Raw genomic sequence first — 15,728 nt, 5'->3', positions numbered from 1 at the left:
GCGCACTCTGGTGATCGCTCACCAGAGAGGACAAGATCAATGAGCTCCCGTACGACCGCCCCCGCCGCCCCGTCCACGCCCGCCACGATGCGTGCCGTCAGCCCGCGCGCGTGGGGTGCCCCCGACGTCCTGGTCCCCGTGGAGGTGGACCGGCCCGAGCCCGGGATCACCGAGATCCTGGTCAGGGTGCACGCGGCCGGGGTCAATCCGGTCGACTGGAAGACGCGGGCCGCGGGCGAGTTCGGGGCATGGGGCGACACCCCGATCCTCGGCTACGACGTGTCCGGCACGGTCGAGGCCGTGGGCCCCGGGGTGACGCTGTTCGCGCCCGGTGACGAGGTGTTCGGCATGCCGCGCTTCCCGGAGCAGGCGGGCGGCTACGCCGAGTACGTCGTCGCCCCGGCCCGGCGCTTCGCGCGCAAGCCCGCGAACATCGACCACGTGGAGGCGGCGGCGCTGCCCCTGGCGGCGCTCACCGCCTGGCAGGGCCTGATCGAGACGGCGGAGCTGCGCGCGGGCCAGCGCGTCCTGATCCACGCGGCGGCCGGGGGCGTCGGCCACCTCGCCGTACAGATCGCCAAGGCGCAGGGCGCGTACGTCATCGGGACGGCGCGCGCCGACAAGCACGACTTCCTGCGCTCGATCGGTGCGGACGAGCTGATCGACTACACGACGACGGACTTCGCGGAGGCCGTGCGGGACGTGGACGTGGTCCTCGACGGCGTCGGCGGGGCGTACGGGGACCGCTCCCTGCCCGTGCTGCGGCGCGGCGGCCACCTGGTGACGCTGCCCGACCCGGGCGGCCTGCCGGACGCCGAGCGGGCGCGGGAGCTGGGCATCCACGCGGGCTGGACCATCGTGGAGCCGGACCGGCACGGCATGCTGGAGATCGCCCGCCTGGTCACGGAGGGGCGCCTGCGCGCCCAGGTCGCCGAGACGTTCCCGCTGGCGCGGGCGGCCGAGGCACACGCCCTGGGCGAGCTGGGCCGCACCCAGGGCAAGCTGGTCCTCACGGTGCGGTGACGCACAGGGGGCTGAAAGCCCGTCCGGCGCTTGAGGACGAGGCGCGAAGCGCCGACCGGGGGAGAGGGGCGCAGCCCCCTGCTCGGCCGACGGTCACAGACCTCAGGCCAACGCCCCCGCGCGAGCCGTCGCGGCGATCGTCGCCGAGCCCACCACCCGCGAGCCGTCGTAGAGGACGATCGCCTGGCCGGGGGCGACACCGCGCACCGGCTCCGTGAAGCTGACGTGCAGGCGGTCGCCGATCAGCTCGGCGGTGACCTCGGTCTCGCCGCCGTGGGCACGGAGCTGGGCGGTGTACGTGCCCGGCCCGGAGGGGGCCGCGCCGCACCAGCGGGGCTTGACGGCCGTCAGGGCCGTCACGTCCAGGGCGGCGGCGGGGCCGACCGTGACGCGGTTGTCGACCGGGGAGATGTCGAGGACGTAGCGGGGCTTGCCGTCGGGGGCGGGGGTGCCGATCCTGAGCCCCTTGCGCTGGCCGATCGTGAAGCCGAACGCGCCCTCGTGGCTGCCGACGACCGCGCCGGACTCGTCGACGATGTCGCCCTCCGCCTTGCCGAGGCGCGAGGCCAGGAAGCCCTGGGTGTCGCCGTCCGCGATGAAGCAGATGTCGTGGCTGTCGGGCTTCTTGGCGACGGCCAGGCCCCGGCGCTCGGCCTCCGCGCGGATCTCGTCCTTCGTGGTGACCGTGTCGCCGAGCGGGAACATCGCGTGCGCGAGCTGACGGTCGTCGAGCACCCCGAGGACGTAGCTCTGGTCCTTGGCCATGTCCGAGGCGCGGTGCAGCTCGCGCACCCCGTCCGCGCCCGTGATCACCTGGGCGTAGTGACCGGTGCAGACCGCGTCGAAGCCGAGGGCCAGGGCCTTGTCCAGGAGCGCCGCGAACTTGATCTTCTCGTTGCAGCGCAGGCACGGGTTCGGGGTGCGCCCCGCCTCGTACTCGGCGATGAAGTCCTCGACCACGTCCTCGCGGAAGCGCTCGGCGAGGTCCCACACGTAGAACGGGATGCCGATGACGTCCGCCGCGCGGCGGGCGTCGCGCGAGTCCTCGATGGTGCAGCAGCCGCGCGCGCCCGTGCGGAACGACTGCGGGTTCGCCGACAGCGCCAGGTGCACACCGGTCACGTCGTGCCCGGCTTCGGCGGCACGGGCGGCGGCGACGGCGGAGTCCACCCCGCCGGACATGGCGGCGAGGACACGGAGCGGGCGGCTGGTGCGCGGCGGTGCCGACGGGATCTGCGAAGTCATAGCCCTAACAGGGTACGGGTCCGCGGGAACCCGGCGCCCCTGAGTATGCGTTGGGGATCACATGGGGGCTGAGAAGACGGAGAGCACCGAGGACGGCGGGAACGCCGAGCCACCGCCGGGTGGTGCGGTCAGCCGGCGCGCGCTCCTGCTCGGCGCCACCGCCGCCGTGGGCGTGGGGGTGTACGCACTCGCCCACGACGAGCTGGGGCGGCTGTGGTGGCGGTTCCCCGGAGTGGTGAAGAAGCGGAAGGAGGGCGTGGTCGACGCCCGGGGCGCGCAGTGGATAGCGGCGTCCTCCGCGAACTGGCGGCGTGCCGACCGCCCCGACGACTACGAGATCGACCGCGTCGTCATCCACGTCGTGCAGGGCGCCTATCGCACCGCCCTGAAGGTCTTCAAGGACCCCGGCCACGGCGCCGCCGCGCACTACGTGGTCCGCAAGGACGGCCACATCGCCCAGATGATCCGCGAGCTCGACGTGGCGTTCCACGCGGGCAGCAGGAGCATGAACGAGCGCAGCGTGGGGATCGAGCACGAGGGTTTCGTGGACAAGAAGGAGTCGTTCACGGACGCGATGTACGAGGCGTCGGCGCGGCTCACGGCGGGGATCTGCGGGCGGTACGACATTCCGGTGGACCGGGAGCACATCATCGGGCACGTGGAGGTGGAGGGGACGGATCACACGGATCCGGGGCCGCACTGGGACTGGGACCGCTATCTGCGGCTGGTGCGGCGGGAGCGGGATCGGCCCGCCCGCACCAAGGCTCCGGCCTAGCGGGTTCCCGCCGCACGGGGGCTGGGACTCAGCTCAGGCCCGCCGTCCGCGCCCGCTCCACCGCCGGGCCGATCGCCGCCGCCACCGCCTCCACGTCCGCCTTCGTCGACGTGTGGCCGAGGGAGAAGCGGAGGGTGCCGCGGGCCAGGTCCGGGTCGGTGCCGGTGGCGAGGAGGACGTGGCTGGGCTGGGCCACGCCCGCGGTGCACGCCGAGCCGGTGGAGCACTCGATGCCCTGCGCGTCCAGGAGCAGCAGGAGCGAGTCGCCCTCGCAGCCGGGGAAGGTGAAGTGGGCGTTGGCCGGGAGCCGCCCGCCGGGGTCCGGGTCGCCGCCGAGGATGGCGTCGGGGACGGCGGCGCGGACGGCCGCGACCAGTTCCTCGCGCAGCGCGCCGATCTCCCGGGCGAACCACTCGCGACGCTCGGCGGCGAGCCGCCCGGCCACGGCGAACGCGGCGACGGCGGGCACGTCCAGGGTGCCGGAGCGCACATGCCGCTCCTGGCCCCCGCCGTGCAGCACGGGCACGGGGCTGTAGGCCCGGCCGAGCAGCAGCGCGCCGATGCCGTAGGGGCCGCCGACCTTGTGCCCGGAGACGGTCATCGCGGCGAGCCCGGAGGCGCCGAAGTCGACGGGCACCTGCCCGAAGGCCTGGACGGCGTCGGCGTGCAGCGGCACGTCGAACTCGGCGCAGACGTCGGCCAGTTCCCGCACCGGCTGGAGGGTGCCGATCTCGTTGTTGGCCCACATGACGGTGGCGAGGGCGACGTCGTCGGGGTTGCGGGCGATGGCCTCGCGCAGCGCGTCGGGGTGCACGCGGCCGTGCGTGTCGACGGGGAGGTACTCGACGGTGGCGCCCTCGTGCTCGCCGAGCCAGTCGACGGCGTCGAGGACGGCGTGGTGCTCGACGGGGCTGGCGAGGACCCGGGTGCGGGCCGGGCCGCCGTCCGCGCCGGAGCGCCGCGCCCAGTACAGGCCCTTCACTGCGAGGTTGTCCGCCTCGGTGCCGCCCGAGGTGAGGACGACCTCGCTGGGGCGCGCGCCGAGCGACTCGGCCAGCGTCTCGCGGGCCTCCTCGACGGTACGACGGGCCCGGCGGCCCGCCGCGTGCAGCGAGGAGGCGTTGCCGGTGACGGCGAGCTGGGCGGTCATCGCCGAGATCGCTTCCGGGAGCATCGGGGTGGTCGCGGCGTGGTCGAGGTAGGCCATGGTGGGCACGATTCTACGAGCCGTGGCCGACGGGCCCGACCCCGCGGTGGCGCGTCTGCGCCGGTCAGCCCGCGAAGCTCCAGGACACCGAGTTGTTCAGGGACATCAGGGTGCCGAGGACCACGAGGTCGGCCACGCCGAGCCCGAGTCCGAGCAGCGCGCGGCCGCGTCGTGCGGTGCCGCGCCACAGCGCGAGGGACGCGAGGACGATGGCGACGGGGCCGAGCACGATGTTCAGGACGAGCAGCCCGAGCAGGCCGAGGACGAAGGAGGCCACGGCCATGCCGTCGGTGTCGCGGCGGCCGACGGGACGGTTCCGCGGTCCGCTTTCGGTCGACCGCGGAGCGCGGTCGGTGGACGCCTGGGCGGTGAGTTCCATGGTGCGACTCCTCAAGTCGTGGTCGGGGGTCGTACGGAGTCAGAGGTCGTACGGAGTCGGGCGGCCGTACGCCGGTCAGCGGTGGCGCGCGTGCCGCTCGCGCAGCGCGAACACCAGCAGCCACACGCCGATGACGGCGGCCAGGACGAGTGAGACGGACAGCGGGGCGTGCGCCACGGTGCCCATGGCGACGCCGAGGAGCAGGAGTGCGGCGACGAGGAACAGCATGAGGAGAACCCCTCCCGTACGGACGGCCGGACAGGTGCGCGGCTGGCCGGACAGCCGGACAGCCGATGGCCGGGCTGACCCGATGGCCAGCGGTCGACCCTTCGGTGAACATTTGTGGTTACAACTGTTCACTGACTGGAGAGTCTACTCCCCCTGCGGCTTTCAAATCTCGGAGAACAGTTGTTAACTGCATGGCATGAGTCACACCCTCGACGGCCCGGCCCCGGGCGCCCGGCAGGCGCAGAAGCAGAAGACCCGGCAGGCCCTGCTCGACGCGGCGCTGCACCTGCTGGCGGAGCAGAGCCTGTCCAGCCTCGGCCTGCGCGAGGTGACCCGCGCCGTCGGTGTGGCCCCCACCGCCTTCTACCGGCACTTCCGCGACACGGCCGACCTGGGCGTGGCCCTGGTCGAGGAGGCCCTGGGCAGCCTGCACACCACGCTCGTCGCCACGCTCGCGGCGACCGGTGACGGCGAGGAGCGCATCACGGCCGCCGTGGACCTGATCGTCGCGTACGTCCGGACGTACCCCGCGCACGCCCGCTTCATCGCGCGCGAGCAGCACGGCGGCGTGAAGGCGGTGCGCGAGGCCATAGGCGGCCAACTCGCGCTGTTCGCCCAGGAGGTGGCGGCGCAGTTCGCCAAGGAGCCGGAGGCGGCGGGCTGGAGCGATGCGGACCTGCTGATGCTCGCCCGGATGTACGTGGACCACATGGTGATGACCGCGTCCGCGCTCCTGGGGACCGACGACGAGGAACCCGTGGCCGACCGGGCCCGCAGACAACTGCGTCTGCTAACCCTCGGGCGGCGGCACTGGCTGGACGAGGCGGCGGACAAGTCTGGCCGGTACTCGACGGAGACGTAAGGGGCAACTAGCCTTGTCGGCCATGACGACCACGCATCCCGACTGGCCCCTCGACCAGACCTTCGCCTCCTCGTCGGGCGCCGTCCGCTGGGCCGCCCTGGGTCCGGCCGACGCGCCCCCCGTCGTCCTGGTCCACGGCACCCCGTTCTCGTCGTACGTCTGGCGGGGCGTCGCCAAGGCGCTCGCACGCGAACGCCGGGTGTACGTATGGGACCTGCCCGGCTACGGCGCGTCCGAGATGCGGGCCGGGCAGGACGTCTCGCTCGCCGCGCAGGCCCGCGTGTTCACCGAACTGCTCGCGCACTGGGGCCTGGACGGGCAGGAGCCCCTGGCCGTCGTCGCCCATGACTTCGGCGGCTGCGTGGCCCTGCGGGCGCATCTGCTGCACGGCGCGCGCTACGCCCGGCTCGCCGTGGTCGACCCGGTGGCCCTCGCGCCGTGGGGCTCGCCCACGTACCAGCTGCTCGGCGCGCACGCGGACGTGTTCTCCCAGCTGCCGCCCGCGCTGCACGAGGCGCTGGTGCGGGAGTACGTCGGCTCGGCGAGCCACCGCGGGCTGCACCCGGCCGTGCTCGACCGGCTCGTGGCGCCCTGGTGCACGGAGGCGGGCAGGCCCGCGTTCTACCGCCAGATCGAGCAGAACGACCAGCGCTTCACGGACGAGATCCAGGGCAGGTACGGCGAGTTGGCGCTGCCCGTCCTGGTCTGCTGGGGCACCGAGGACACCTGGATCCCGGTGGCGCGCGGCCACGAGCTCGCCGGGCTGATCCCCGGCGCCGAGCTGCGGCTGATCGAGGGTGCGGGACATCTCGTACAGGAGGACGCTCCCGCGGAACTCACGGGGGCCCTCGCGCGTTTCCTCAATGCGGGCCCTCGTACAGTGCGCTGACAGCCGCGGCGGCCCGCGCCAGCTCTTCCCGGATCTCCGGCGGCGACAGGACCTCGACGGCGTCGGAGAAGGCGAGCAGGACGCGCGCCGCGCGCTCCTCCTCGACGACGAGGCGCACGGTCACCCACTCCCCCGTGCCCTCGTCGCCCCCGGCGCCGCCCCCGCGCCCGCGCCCGGCACCCTCAGCGTCCCCGTCCCCCTCTACCCCTTCCACACCTTCCACCCCCTCCATCTCCTCCACCTCCTCCACGACCTCCGTCACCGCACCCCCGTGCAGCCGCAGAAAGCGCCCATAGCGGTCGCGGCGCACCCGCGCGGTGACGTCGATGCCGCCGGTGCGCCGCTCCACCCACTGCTTCAACCCCTCCCACACGTCCGCGAGTTCGACGCCGGGGCGGCGCCGCACCGCCTCGTCCGTCAGGCTCGCCGAGCGCACCCGGTCGGCCCGGAAGAGCCTCGGCTCGCCGTCCCGGTCGGCCACGAGGTACCAGACGCCCGCCTTGGACACGAGCCCGTAGGGGTCGAGGGTGTAGTCCCGCACCCCCTCGGACCCGCTGTGCACATAGCTCACGCGCACCCGCCGGTCGGCGAAGACCGCGTCCTGGAGCGTGCCCAGATGGTCCAGGGGCAGACCGGCGCCGGGACCGCGTGTCCAGCGCGAGGCGTCGACGAGGATCCGGCGGCTGGTGAGCTCGGCGGCGGGCCGGTGCGGCGCGGGCAGCGCCGCCATCACCTTGCGCAGCGCCGAGCCGATGGCCGCGTCCAGGCCGAGCGCGGCGTGCGCGCCCTGCGCGGCGAGGACGAACAGGGCGCGCGACTCGTCGGCGGTCAGGCCCGTGACGTCGGTGCGGTAGCCGGGCAGCAGCGTGATGCCGCCGTGCCGCCCGCGCTCGGCGTAGACCGGGACACCCGACGCGGACAGCGCGTCGACGTCGCGGTAGATGGTGCGGACGGACACCTCCAGGCGCTCGGCGAGTTCGGGCGCGGGGACGGTGCCGCGGGTCTGGAGCAGCAGCAGGATCGAGAGCAGCCGGTCGGACTTCACGCGGTCAAGGATCGCGCACGTCCACGATCCGGGACGGCTCGGCGTCCCGCATCCAGAAGCGACGGAAAAGGCCCGTCAGCTGTTCCCAAATTTTGCTTATGATTCGACTGTGTTCGACTCCCGGCACATCAGGTCCTTCCACGAAGTGGTCCGCACCGGTTCGTACTCCGCCGCGGCCCGCTCGCTCGGCTATACGCAACCGGCGATCACCCAGCAGATGAAGGCGCTCGAACGGTCCGTGGGCACGGTCCTGTTCACCCGCGTGGGGCGCCGGATGCGGCTGACGGAGGCGGGCGAGGCGCTGTCCCGGCACGCCGGGGTGATCCTCGGCAACATCGACGCGGCCCAGCAGCAGATGAACGCGATCACGCGGCTGCGCACCGGCCGGGTCAGACTGTGCGCGTTCCCGAGCGCTACCGCCACGCTGATACCGGAGGCGCTGGCCGGTCTGGCCCGCCACCACCGCGGCATCCGCGTCGAACTCCAGGAGTACGAACCGCCGGAGTCCCTGCAGCGCCTGGTGCACGGCGACGCCGACGTCACCCTCGCCTTCACCTATCCCGGCCTGCTCGAAGAGGTGCCGGACGAGGTCGTCGAAGTACCGTTGATGGAAGACCAGTTGACGGTCCTGATGCCCACCAGGCACCCGATGGCGCGGCGCCGCTCGGTGCGGCTCGCCGATCTGTCCGAGGAGCGCTGGATCGCCGGGTGCCTGCGCTGCCGGGCCAACTTCCTGCACGAGTGCGCCGAGCAGGGCTTCGCCCCGGACATCGCCTTCACCACCGACGACAACCTCGTCATCCAGAGCCTCGTCTCCGAGGGCCTCGGCATCGCGATGATGCCGGGCCTCGTCCTGAACTTCCTGTGCCACCGCTCGGTCACCGGCCGCCCGCTCGACCCGGCGTCCCGGCGGCAGGTGTCGGCGTACGTCCTGCGGGAGCACCTGCGCATTCCGGCCACGGCCCTGGTGCTCGACGAGCTGAAGGCGGTCGCGGCGAACCGCGTCGGCTGCTGACCGCTGCCCCGCCGGGGACCGCGGCCGACCGTTGAACGGCCAACACATAAGCAATTTTTGAGGCAACGCCAAAAAACTGTCGTTGGACGTGATGGATGCGGCGGGCCGACCCTGCCGGTATGACCACCCCCACCGCGCACACCCGCACCGCGCCCGCCCGCCCCCGTACGACATCGCGCCTCGACGCCCTCGTCGCCGAGATACGCGAGGCCGTCGGCCGCGGCCTGCCCCCGGACCTGACCGCGTACCTGGTCGGCGAGCGCCTCGCGCCGCACCTGGGCGCCGCCGACCTGCTCACCCCCGAGCAGTGCGAGGGCGACCCGGACCGCTACCGCCAACACCTGCTGCACGCCGAGAGCGACGGCAGCTTCTCCCTCGTCGGCCTGGTGTGGCTGCCCGGCCAGCGCACGTCCGTGCACGACCACGTGTCGTGGTGCGTGACCGGCGTGCACGAGGGCGAGGAGCACGAGCGGCGCTACCGGCTCGTGCCCGCCGAGGACGACGCCCCCGCGCACCTCGTCGCCACCGAGGACGTGGTGAACCCGCAGGGCGCGGTGTGCGGTTTCGCGCCGCCCGGGGACATCCACCGGGTGTGGAACGCGGGCGCCGGACGCGCGCTGTCCCTGCACGTCTACGGCGCGGACATCGGGCGGCTCGGCAGCAGCGTGCGACGGGTGTACGACCTTCCGGCCGACCGCTGATGGCCCTGCTCGGACAGCGCCCGCCGCGGACGGCGTCGGCGCCGCGTCCGGCTGCGCGCGCCACCGGCCCCTGGCCGGGCCTCGCGCTCGCCGCGGCGGGTGTCGCCGTCGCCTGGCTGACGCACCGGCTCGTGCCGGACGTGCCGATGCTGACGGTCGCCATCGTCCTCGGCCTCGCCGCCGCGCAGGTGCCGGGGTCCCGGGTGTGGGTACGCGGCTGGGCCAGGCCCGGCCTCACCTTCGCCGCGAAGCGTCTGATGCGGGTCGGCGTGGTGCTGCTCGGCCTGAAGCTCAGCCTGCGCGATGTGCTCGGGGTGGGCTGGCCGACCGTCGCGATGGTGCTCGTGGTGGTCGCCGCGACGTTCTTCGGCACCTGGTGGCTCGGCCGGAAGCTGGGCCTGCCCGGCGACCAGCCGCTGCTCATCGCCACCGGGTACTCGATCTGCGGGGCGTCGGCGATCGGCGCGGTGAGCGACGTCTCCCGCAGCGAGGAGCGCGACACGGCCGCCTCGGTGGCGGTGGTCACGCTCTGCGGCACGCTCGCCATCGCCGTGCTCCCCCTGCTCCAGGGGCCGTTGGGCCTCACGGACGCGGAGTTCGGCCGCTGGGTCGGGGCGAGCGTGCACGACGTGGGGCAGGTCGTCGCCACCGCGCAGACCGCCGGTGGCACCGCCCTCGGCGAGGGCGTGCTGGTCAAGCTGATGCGGGTGGCGCTGCTCGCGCCGCTGGTCGCGGGCGTGGCGATCGCGGTACGGGCCCGGCGCGCGGCCACCGCGGACGGCACCCCGGGCGCCGGTGAGCGGCGGCCGCCGCTGGTGCCGCTGTTCGTCGCGGGGTTCGTGGCGATGGTCGGCGTACGCAGCACCGGGTGGCTCCCGGAAGCGGCCCTCGACACGGCCGGGATCGCCCAGGAACTGCTCCTCGCCGCCGCCCTGTTCGGCCTCGGCAGCGCGGTGGACCTGCGGACGCTGCTGCGCACCGGGGGCCGCGTGGGGCTCGTGGGGCTGTGCGCGTGGGTGGTGGTCGGCGGGGTGTCGTACGCGGGGGTGTGCCTGACCGGGTGAGGTGTGCCCGGGCCGCGGGAGTCGGCCCGGGCGGGCTACGCGGTCCGGTCAGCGCAGGCGGGCCCTGGCCAGCTGGCGGGACTGGGCCACCAGGCGGTCCGTGGAGTCCCAGACCTCGGCGTCCTCCTCCAGGAAGCCGCCGGCGAGGTTGCGCGTGGTGATGGCGACGCGCAGCGGTCCGGGCGCGGGCCTGGCCCGCACATGGACGGTGAGTTCGATGGTGGGCACCCAGCCGGAGAGGCCCATCTCGAACGCCGTCGGCGGCAGCGCGTCCACGGCGAGCAGCAGCGACAGCGGATCCGCGTCGCGCCCGTCGGCGAGCCCGAACCACGCCCGCATCTCGCCCTTGCCGGACGGCTGGCCGAGCGCCCACCCGAGGGTGGACGGGTCCAGCTTCAGCCACAGCCGATCGGCGATCGCGGACGAACCGGGGACCGCCCGCTGCTCGGCCGGGGCGTCGTCGGCGCCGAAGCACTGGTCGACCGGGGGCAGCTGCGGCGGCTTGGCCGTCGTGCGCACGTCGTCGGGCAGGGCGTCCAGGTCCCCGTACGAGGCGAGCACCCGCAGCCGCTCGACCTCGGTGCCGTCCGCCTCGAACTGCACCAGCGAGGCCTGCCCGGTGGACAGGCCGCGCCCTGTACGCACGGTCTCGGTGCGGATCACGGCGGGGCCCGGGTCGGACGCCGTCAGATAGTGCGCGGAGATCGTGAACGGGTCGGAGTGCGGCAGCGCGTGCGCGAGGGCGCGGCCGACGGCGGCGAGGAGATAGCCGCCGTTGACGGCGCTCACGATGGTCCAGCCCGCGGAGAGGTCGATGTCGTAGACGCCGGGCTCCCGCTGGGTGACCGCGGTGTCGCGGTCGAACTCGCTGTCCCCGACCGTGGCGCGCGCCGTGGGCGCCGCTGCTGTGTCAGCCATACCGGCAACGTACAACAGAAAACTACTAAGCGGTAGCTTTATGCTCCGGCTCCTCGGACGCCGAGGAGCGGCGGTTCCACGCGCGCGGCGCCCGCCAGTGGTAATGCATCGCGAGCAGCCGCAGGGCGAACGCCGTGACGATGGCCAGTGCCGTCGTGAAACCGTTCAGCATCTCGAAGCGGATGGACAGGGCGACGATGGTGGCCCCCACGATGGCGGGGACCGCGTACAGGTCGCGGTCCCAGCGCACCAGGGACGGGACCTCGTTGGCGATGATGTCGCGCAGCACACCGCCGCCCACCGCCGTGGCCAGGCCCAGGGTCGCGGACGCGGTCAGGCCGAGCCCGTAGTCGTACGCCTTCGTGGTGCCCGTGACGCAGAACAGGCCGAGGCCCGCCGCGTCGAAGACGTTCACCGCGAACTGGGTGCGCTCGACCTGCGGGTGCAGGAAGAACACGAGGAGCGCGGCGAGCAGCGGGGTGAGGAAGTAGCCGAGATCCGTGAACGCGGCCGGGGGCACCGCGCCGATCACCAGATCGCGGAAGAGGCCGCCGCCCAGGGCCGTGACCTCGGCGAGTACGGCGATGCCGAAGACGTCGAAGTTCTTGCGGACGGCGAGGAGGGCGCCGGAGATCGCGAAGACGAAGATGCCGACGATGTCCAGTGCGTGCTGGACCCCCGGGCTGAACAATTCCTGAAGCACGCCGCATTGTCCCCCGGCCCGGGGTCACCCCCGAATCGCCGGCTCCGCCGAGCTCGTCCTCAATCGCCGGAGGGGCTCCTCCCCATCCGCCCGCCCTCCTGGGGCTCCGCCCCGGACCCCGCTCCTCAAACGCCGGAGGGGCTGGATCTTTTCCAGCCCCTCCGGCGTTTGAGGACGAGGCGCGAAGCGCCGATCGGCCCGCGCTCAGTCCTTCGTCACGTCGGTCGCCCCCGCCTCAGCAGAGGCACCCTCGTCCTCAGCCTCAGCCTCAGCGCCAGCGACATCCGCCGCCGTGGTGACCGACACCACATCAATGGCCTCTCGGGCCACGGAGAGCAGCTTCGTGTCCTCCGGCGCCTGGTCGGGCGCGTTCTCCGGGTGGTGGCACGCCACCTGGTGCGCCGTCTCCAGGGCGACGAACGGCGGCTCCTTGACCGCGCAGATCTCCGTCGCCTTCCAGCACCGCGTGTGGAAGCGGCACCCCTTCGGCGGGTCGATCGGCGAGGGCACGTCGCCGCGCAGCAGGATCCGCTCGCTCTTGACGCCGCGCCGCTTGGGGTCGGGCACCGGCACCGCGGACAGGAGCGCCTTCGTGTACGGGTGCATGGGCTTGGTGTACAAGTCCTTGCGGTCCGCGAGTTCGACGATCTTGCCGAGGTACATGACGGCGATGCGGTCGGACACGTGCCGGATGACCGACAGGTCGTGCGCGATGATCACGTAGGTGAGGCCGAGCTCGTCCTGGAGGTCGTCCAGGAGGTTGACGACCTGGGCCTGGATGGACACGTCCAGGGCCGACACCGGCTCGTCCGCCACGACCAGCTTCGGCTGCAGGGCGAGCGCCCGCGCGATGCCGATGCGCTGCCGCTGACCGCCGGAGAACTCGTGCGGGTAGCGGTTGTAGTGCTCGGGGCTGAGGCCGACCCGCTCCAGCATCCCCTGGACGGTCTTCTTGATGCCGCCCTCGGGGTTCACGCCCTGGAGCTTGAAGGGCGCGCCGACGATCGTGCCGATGGTGTGCCGGGGGTTCAGCGACGAGTACGGGTCCTGGAAGATCATCTGGACGTCGCGGCGCAGCGGCCGCATCTTCGCCGTGCCCAGGTGCGTGATGTCCACGCCCTCGAACTCCACCCGCCCGCCGGTCGGCTCGAGCAGCCGGGTGATGAGCCGGCCCATGGTCGACTTGCCGCAGCCGGACTCGCCGACGACGCCGAGGGTCTCACCGGAGCGCACGTCGAAGCTGATCCCGTCGACGGCCTGGACGGCCGCGACCTGGCGCTGCATGAGCCCCTTCTTGATGGGGAAGTGCTTCACCAGGCCATCGACCTTGAGGAGCACGTCCCGCTCGGAGTCCGGGGCGGGTTTCGCCTGCGCGGGGATGGTCATGTCCTGGTCCTTCACAGCTTCGGCGCAATCTCTTCGGTCCAGATCTTGGTGCGCTCCTCGCGCGACATGTGGCAGGCCGAGTAGTGCCCGGAGCCGACCAAGCTCAGCTCGGGGCGCTCGCTGCGCGTGATCTGGTCCTTGGGCACGTCCGCGTACGGGCAGCGCGGGTTGAAGGCGCAGCCGCTCGGCAGGTTGATGAGGCTGGGCGGGGAGCCCTTGACCGGGACGAGGCGCTCGGTCTCCTCGCGGTCGATGCGCGGCATCGAGCCGAGCAGGCCCCAGGTGTAGGGGTGCTGGGGCTCGTAGAAGACCTGCTGCGCGGAGCCGCGCTCGACGCAGCGGCCGCCGTACATCACGAGCAGCTCGTCGGCCATCTCCGCCACCACGCCGAGGTCGTGGGTGATCATGATGACCGCGGAGCCGAACTCCTTCTGCAGATCCCGGATCAGGTCCAGGATCTGCGCCTGCACCGTCACGTCGAGGGCCGTCGTCGGCTCGTCGGCGATCAGCAGTTCGGGGTTGTTGACGAGCGCCATGGCGATCATCGCGCGCTGGCGCATACCGCCGGAGAACTCGTGCGGGTAGGAGTCGACGCGCTTGTCGGGCTGCGGGATGCCGACCCGGTCGAGCATGTCGATGGCGTGCTTGCGCGCGGCCTTCTTGTCGACGTTGTTGTGGACCCGGTACGCCTCGATGATCTGCTTGCCGATCGAGTAGTACGGGTGCAGCGCCGACAGCGGGTCCTGGAAGATCATCGCCATCTCGCGGCCGCGGAGCTTGCGCACCTCGTCCGCCGGGGAGCTGAGCAGCTCGGTGCCGTTCAGCCAGATCTCGCCGGACAGCTGCGCCTTGCGGCGGCCGTACTGCCCGGCGGTGTGCAGGCCGAGGATGCCGAGCGAGGTGACGGACTTGCCGGACCCGGACTCGCCGACGATGCCGAGGGTGCGGCCCTTCTCCAGGCTGAAGCTGAGCCCGTCGACGGACTTGACCAGGCCGTCGTCGGTCGGGAAGTGCACCTTGAGGTCGCGCACCTCGAGGAAGGCGGAGGGAGCGGGCGAGCCGGCGACGACTTCGCCGACGGCCGTGCCGGTCTTCGACACGGTGGCTTCCGCGCCGCCCTCGGGCGCCGCTCCGCTCTTGGACAGTTCGGTCATCCCAGCCTCACTCGCGGGTCGATGACGGCGTACAGAAGGTCGACGACGAGGTTGGCCACGGCGATCGCGAGGGCCGCACACAGGGTGACGCCGAGAATCACGGGCAGGTCCTTGCTGCTGATGGCCCTGACCGCTTCCAGGCCGAGGCCCGGAAGGTTGAAGGTGGACTCGGTGAGCACGGCGCCGCCCATGAGCACGCCGAGGTCGAGTCCGAAGACGGTGAGGATCGGTGTCATCGCGGAGCGCAGCGCGTGTCTGCGGATCACGACGGCTTCACCGAGGCCCTTGGCGCGCGCGGTGCGGATGTAGTCCTCGCCCAGCACTTCCAGCATGGTGGCGCGGGTGAGGCGGGCGTACATCGCGGCGTTCAGGAAGGCGAGCACGACCCACGGCAGGATCAGCGTCTGGAACCAGACGTCGATGGAGTCGTCCGTACTGAGGCTGTCGGCGATCTTCACCCAGCCGAGGTTGTGGACGAAGACGCCCATCGCGATCATGCCGGTGAAGAAGACGGGGAGCGAGACGCCACCGAGGGCGGTGGTCATCGCGGCGCGGTCCCAGATGGTGCCCCGCTTGAGCGCGGAGACCACACCGGTGAGGACACCGGCGCCGAGCCACAGCACACAGGCACCGGCGGCGAGCGCAGCGGTGACGGGCAGGGCGTCCTTGAGGGTCTCCCAGACGGGGGCCTCGGTACGGAAGGAGTAGCCGAAGCAGGGCGCCGGGCAGTGGGTGACATCACTGCCGTTGGCGTAGTCGCGGCCCATCGGGATGCCCTTGACGAATTCCCAGAACTGCACGAGCAGCGGGTCGTCGAGGCCCAGTTTGGTCCGGATGCCTTCGAGCTGCTCGGCTCCGGACGCCTTGCCGGCGAAGAGGACGGCGATGTCCTGTCCCGCCCACTTGGGCAGCATGAAGAAGACGGTGAAGGTCGCGAGCAGTACGACCAGCACCATGATGATTACGGCGATCAGGCGCCGGATGAGATAAGCAAGCACTGTGCGCGGCCCGGCGGTGGCCCGGGGCCCCCTCGTGAGGGGCTCCGGTCGCCGCCCGGGGCCATCACCTGCCCTTCGGACTGGCGGGATGCGGCGGTGGCGTGACGGTCGGTCAAGAGCGGTCGCCGCGGCGGGA

At 72.6% G+C, this 15,728-nt stretch carries 17 protein-coding genes; 7 read left to right on the top strand and 10 right to left on the bottom strand.

Translation table 11 applies throughout. The features are described from left to right. Nucleotides 1-39: 39 nt before the first annotated feature. The gene (locus tag ACZ6AA_RS05685) at nucleotides 40-1,023 is read left to right on the top strand and encodes an NADP-dependent oxidoreductase (RefSeq protein ID WP_468452151.1); all 984 of its coding nucleotides are present in this window, start codon (nucleotides 40-42) and stop codon (nucleotides 1,021-1,023) included. 102 nt (nucleotides 1,024-1,125) lie between these two features. Here ACZ6AA_RS05685 and mnmA read toward each other — a convergent pair whose 3' ends face one another. Continuing rightward, a complete protein-coding gene (gene mnmA / locus ACZ6AA_RS05680) occupies nucleotides 1,126-2,268 on the bottom strand; it encodes a tRNA 2-thiouridine(34) synthase MnmA (protein WP_468481939.1) in 1,143 nt (380 codons plus the stop codon). Between the two features lie 61 nt (nucleotides 2,269-2,329). Here mnmA and ACZ6AA_RS05675 point away from each other — a divergent pair, with 61 nt between their 5' ends. Further along, the gene (locus tag ACZ6AA_RS05675; protein ID WP_468452155.1) at nucleotides 2,330-3,043 is read left to right on the top strand and encodes an N-acetylmuramoyl-L-alanine amidase; all 714 of its coding nucleotides are present in this window, start codon (nucleotides 2,330-2,332) and stop codon (nucleotides 3,041-3,043) included. 28 nt (nucleotides 3,044-3,071) lie between these two features. Here the strand turns inward: ACZ6AA_RS05675 and ACZ6AA_RS05670 are convergent, their stop codons facing one another. The 3 genes from ACZ6AA_RS05670 to ACZ6AA_RS05660 all read right to left on the bottom strand — a co-directional run bounded on the left by ACZ6AA_RS05670 (nucleotide 3,072) and on the right by ACZ6AA_RS05660 (nucleotide 4,857). Continuing rightward, the gene (locus tag ACZ6AA_RS05670; protein WP_468452157.1) at nucleotides 3,072-4,250 is read right to left on the bottom strand and encodes a cysteine desulfurase family protein; all 1,179 of its coding nucleotides are present in this window, start codon (nucleotides 4,248-4,250) and stop codon (nucleotides 3,072-3,074) included. 64 nt (nucleotides 4,251-4,314) lie between these two features. Further along, nucleotides 4,315-4,629 (bottom strand): DUF4190 domain-containing protein, encoded by a 315-nt coding sequence (locus ACZ6AA_RS05665; protein ID WP_468452159.1) that lies wholly within the window; start codon nucleotides 4,627-4,629, stop codon nucleotides 4,315-4,317. A 75-nt stretch (nucleotides 4,630-4,704) separates the two neighbouring features. After that, entirely contained in the window at nucleotides 4,705-4,857 is a 153-nt protein-coding gene (locus tag ACZ6AA_RS05660) for a hypothetical protein (RefSeq protein WP_468452161.1), read from the bottom strand. A gap of 196 nt (nucleotides 4,858-5,053) precedes the next feature. Here ACZ6AA_RS05660 and ACZ6AA_RS05655 point away from each other — a divergent pair, with 196 nt between their 5' ends. Together ACZ6AA_RS05655 and ACZ6AA_RS05650 are read left to right on the top strand one after the other, a co-directional pair. Further along, nucleotides 5,054-5,719 carry a TetR family transcriptional regulator gene (locus tag ACZ6AA_RS05655; RefSeq protein WP_468481938.1) on the top strand — a complete coding sequence of 222 codons (666 nt, stop codon included), beginning with the start codon at nucleotides 5,054-5,056 and terminating at the stop codon, nucleotides 5,717-5,719. A 22-nt stretch (nucleotides 5,720-5,741) separates the two neighbouring features. Beyond that, on the top strand, nucleotides 5,742-6,608 hold the full coding sequence (locus ACZ6AA_RS05650; RefSeq protein WP_471456413.1) for an alpha/beta fold hydrolase: 867 nt from the start codon (nucleotides 5,742-5,744) through the stop codon (nucleotides 6,606-6,608). Here the strand turns inward: ACZ6AA_RS05650 and ACZ6AA_RS05645 are convergent. After that, on the bottom strand, nucleotides 6,580-7,653 hold the full coding sequence (locus tag ACZ6AA_RS05645) for a helix-turn-helix transcriptional regulator (protein WP_468452167.1): 1,074 nt from the start codon (nucleotides 7,651-7,653) through the stop codon (nucleotides 6,580-6,582). The genes ACZ6AA_RS05650 and ACZ6AA_RS05645 overlap by 29 nt on opposite strands. Before the next feature lie 109 nt (nucleotides 7,654-7,762). On the opposite strand from ACZ6AA_RS05645, the gene ACZ6AA_RS05640 reads away from it, so the two are divergent. The 3 genes from ACZ6AA_RS05640 (at nucleotide 7,763) to ACZ6AA_RS05630 (ending at nucleotide 10,433) form a co-directional block, all read left to right on the top strand. Then, nucleotides 7,763-8,668, top strand: coding sequence for a LysR family transcriptional regulator (locus tag ACZ6AA_RS05640; RefSeq protein WP_468452169.1), 906 nt, complete (start codon nucleotides 7,763-7,765; stop codon nucleotides 8,666-8,668). Between the two features lie 119 nt (nucleotides 8,669-8,787). After that, nucleotides 8,788-9,369, top strand: coding sequence for a cysteine dioxygenase family protein (locus tag ACZ6AA_RS05635; protein WP_468452170.1), 582 nt, complete (start codon nucleotides 8,788-8,790; stop codon nucleotides 9,367-9,369). Beyond that, complete coding sequence (locus ACZ6AA_RS05630; protein WP_471456411.1) at nucleotides 9,369-10,433, top strand: YeiH family protein; 1,065 nt, start codon at nucleotides 9,369-9,371, stop codon at nucleotides 10,431-10,433. Before ACZ6AA_RS05635 ends, ACZ6AA_RS05630 begins: the two co-directional genes overlap by 1 nt. Before the next feature lie 48 nt (nucleotides 10,434-10,481). Here ACZ6AA_RS05630 and ACZ6AA_RS05625 read toward each other — a convergent pair whose 3' ends face one another. From ACZ6AA_RS05625 to ACZ6AA_RS05605, 5 genes are all read right to left on the bottom strand, one after another. Then, nucleotides 10,482-11,351 (bottom strand): thioesterase family protein, encoded by an 870-nt coding sequence (locus ACZ6AA_RS05625; RefSeq protein ID WP_471456409.1) that lies wholly within the window; start codon nucleotides 11,349-11,351, stop codon nucleotides 10,482-10,484. Nucleotides 11,352-11,376: 25 nt separating this feature from the next. Further along, nucleotides 11,377-12,054, bottom strand: coding sequence for a trimeric intracellular cation channel family protein (locus ACZ6AA_RS05620; protein WP_471456407.1), 678 nt, complete (start codon nucleotides 12,052-12,054; stop codon nucleotides 11,377-11,379). 204 nt (nucleotides 12,055-12,258) lie between these two features. Next, nucleotides 12,259-13,440 carry an ABC transporter ATP-binding protein gene (locus tag ACZ6AA_RS05615; protein ID WP_471456405.1) on the bottom strand — a complete coding sequence of 394 codons (1,182 nt, stop codon included), beginning with the start codon at nucleotides 13,438-13,440 and terminating at the stop codon, nucleotides 12,259-12,261. 11 nt (nucleotides 13,441-13,451) lie between these two features. Further along, nucleotides 13,452-14,594 (bottom strand): ABC transporter ATP-binding protein, encoded by a 1,143-nt coding sequence (locus ACZ6AA_RS05610; RefSeq protein WP_468452179.1) that lies wholly within the window; start codon nucleotides 14,592-14,594, stop codon nucleotides 13,452-13,454. Then, nucleotides 14,591-15,592, bottom strand: coding sequence for an ABC transporter permease (locus tag ACZ6AA_RS05605; RefSeq protein WP_468452181.1), 1,002 nt, complete (start codon nucleotides 15,590-15,592; stop codon nucleotides 14,591-14,593). Before ACZ6AA_RS05605 ends, ACZ6AA_RS05610 begins: the two co-directional genes overlap by 4 nt. Nucleotides 15,593-15,728 lie beyond the last annotated feature (136 nt).

The sequence above is a fragment of the Streptomyces sp. NPDC040610 genome, from assembly GCF_055594065.1.
The sequence above is the reverse complement of the archived record's forward strand: the minus strand, read 5'-3'. Positions and strand labels throughout refer to the sequence as shown.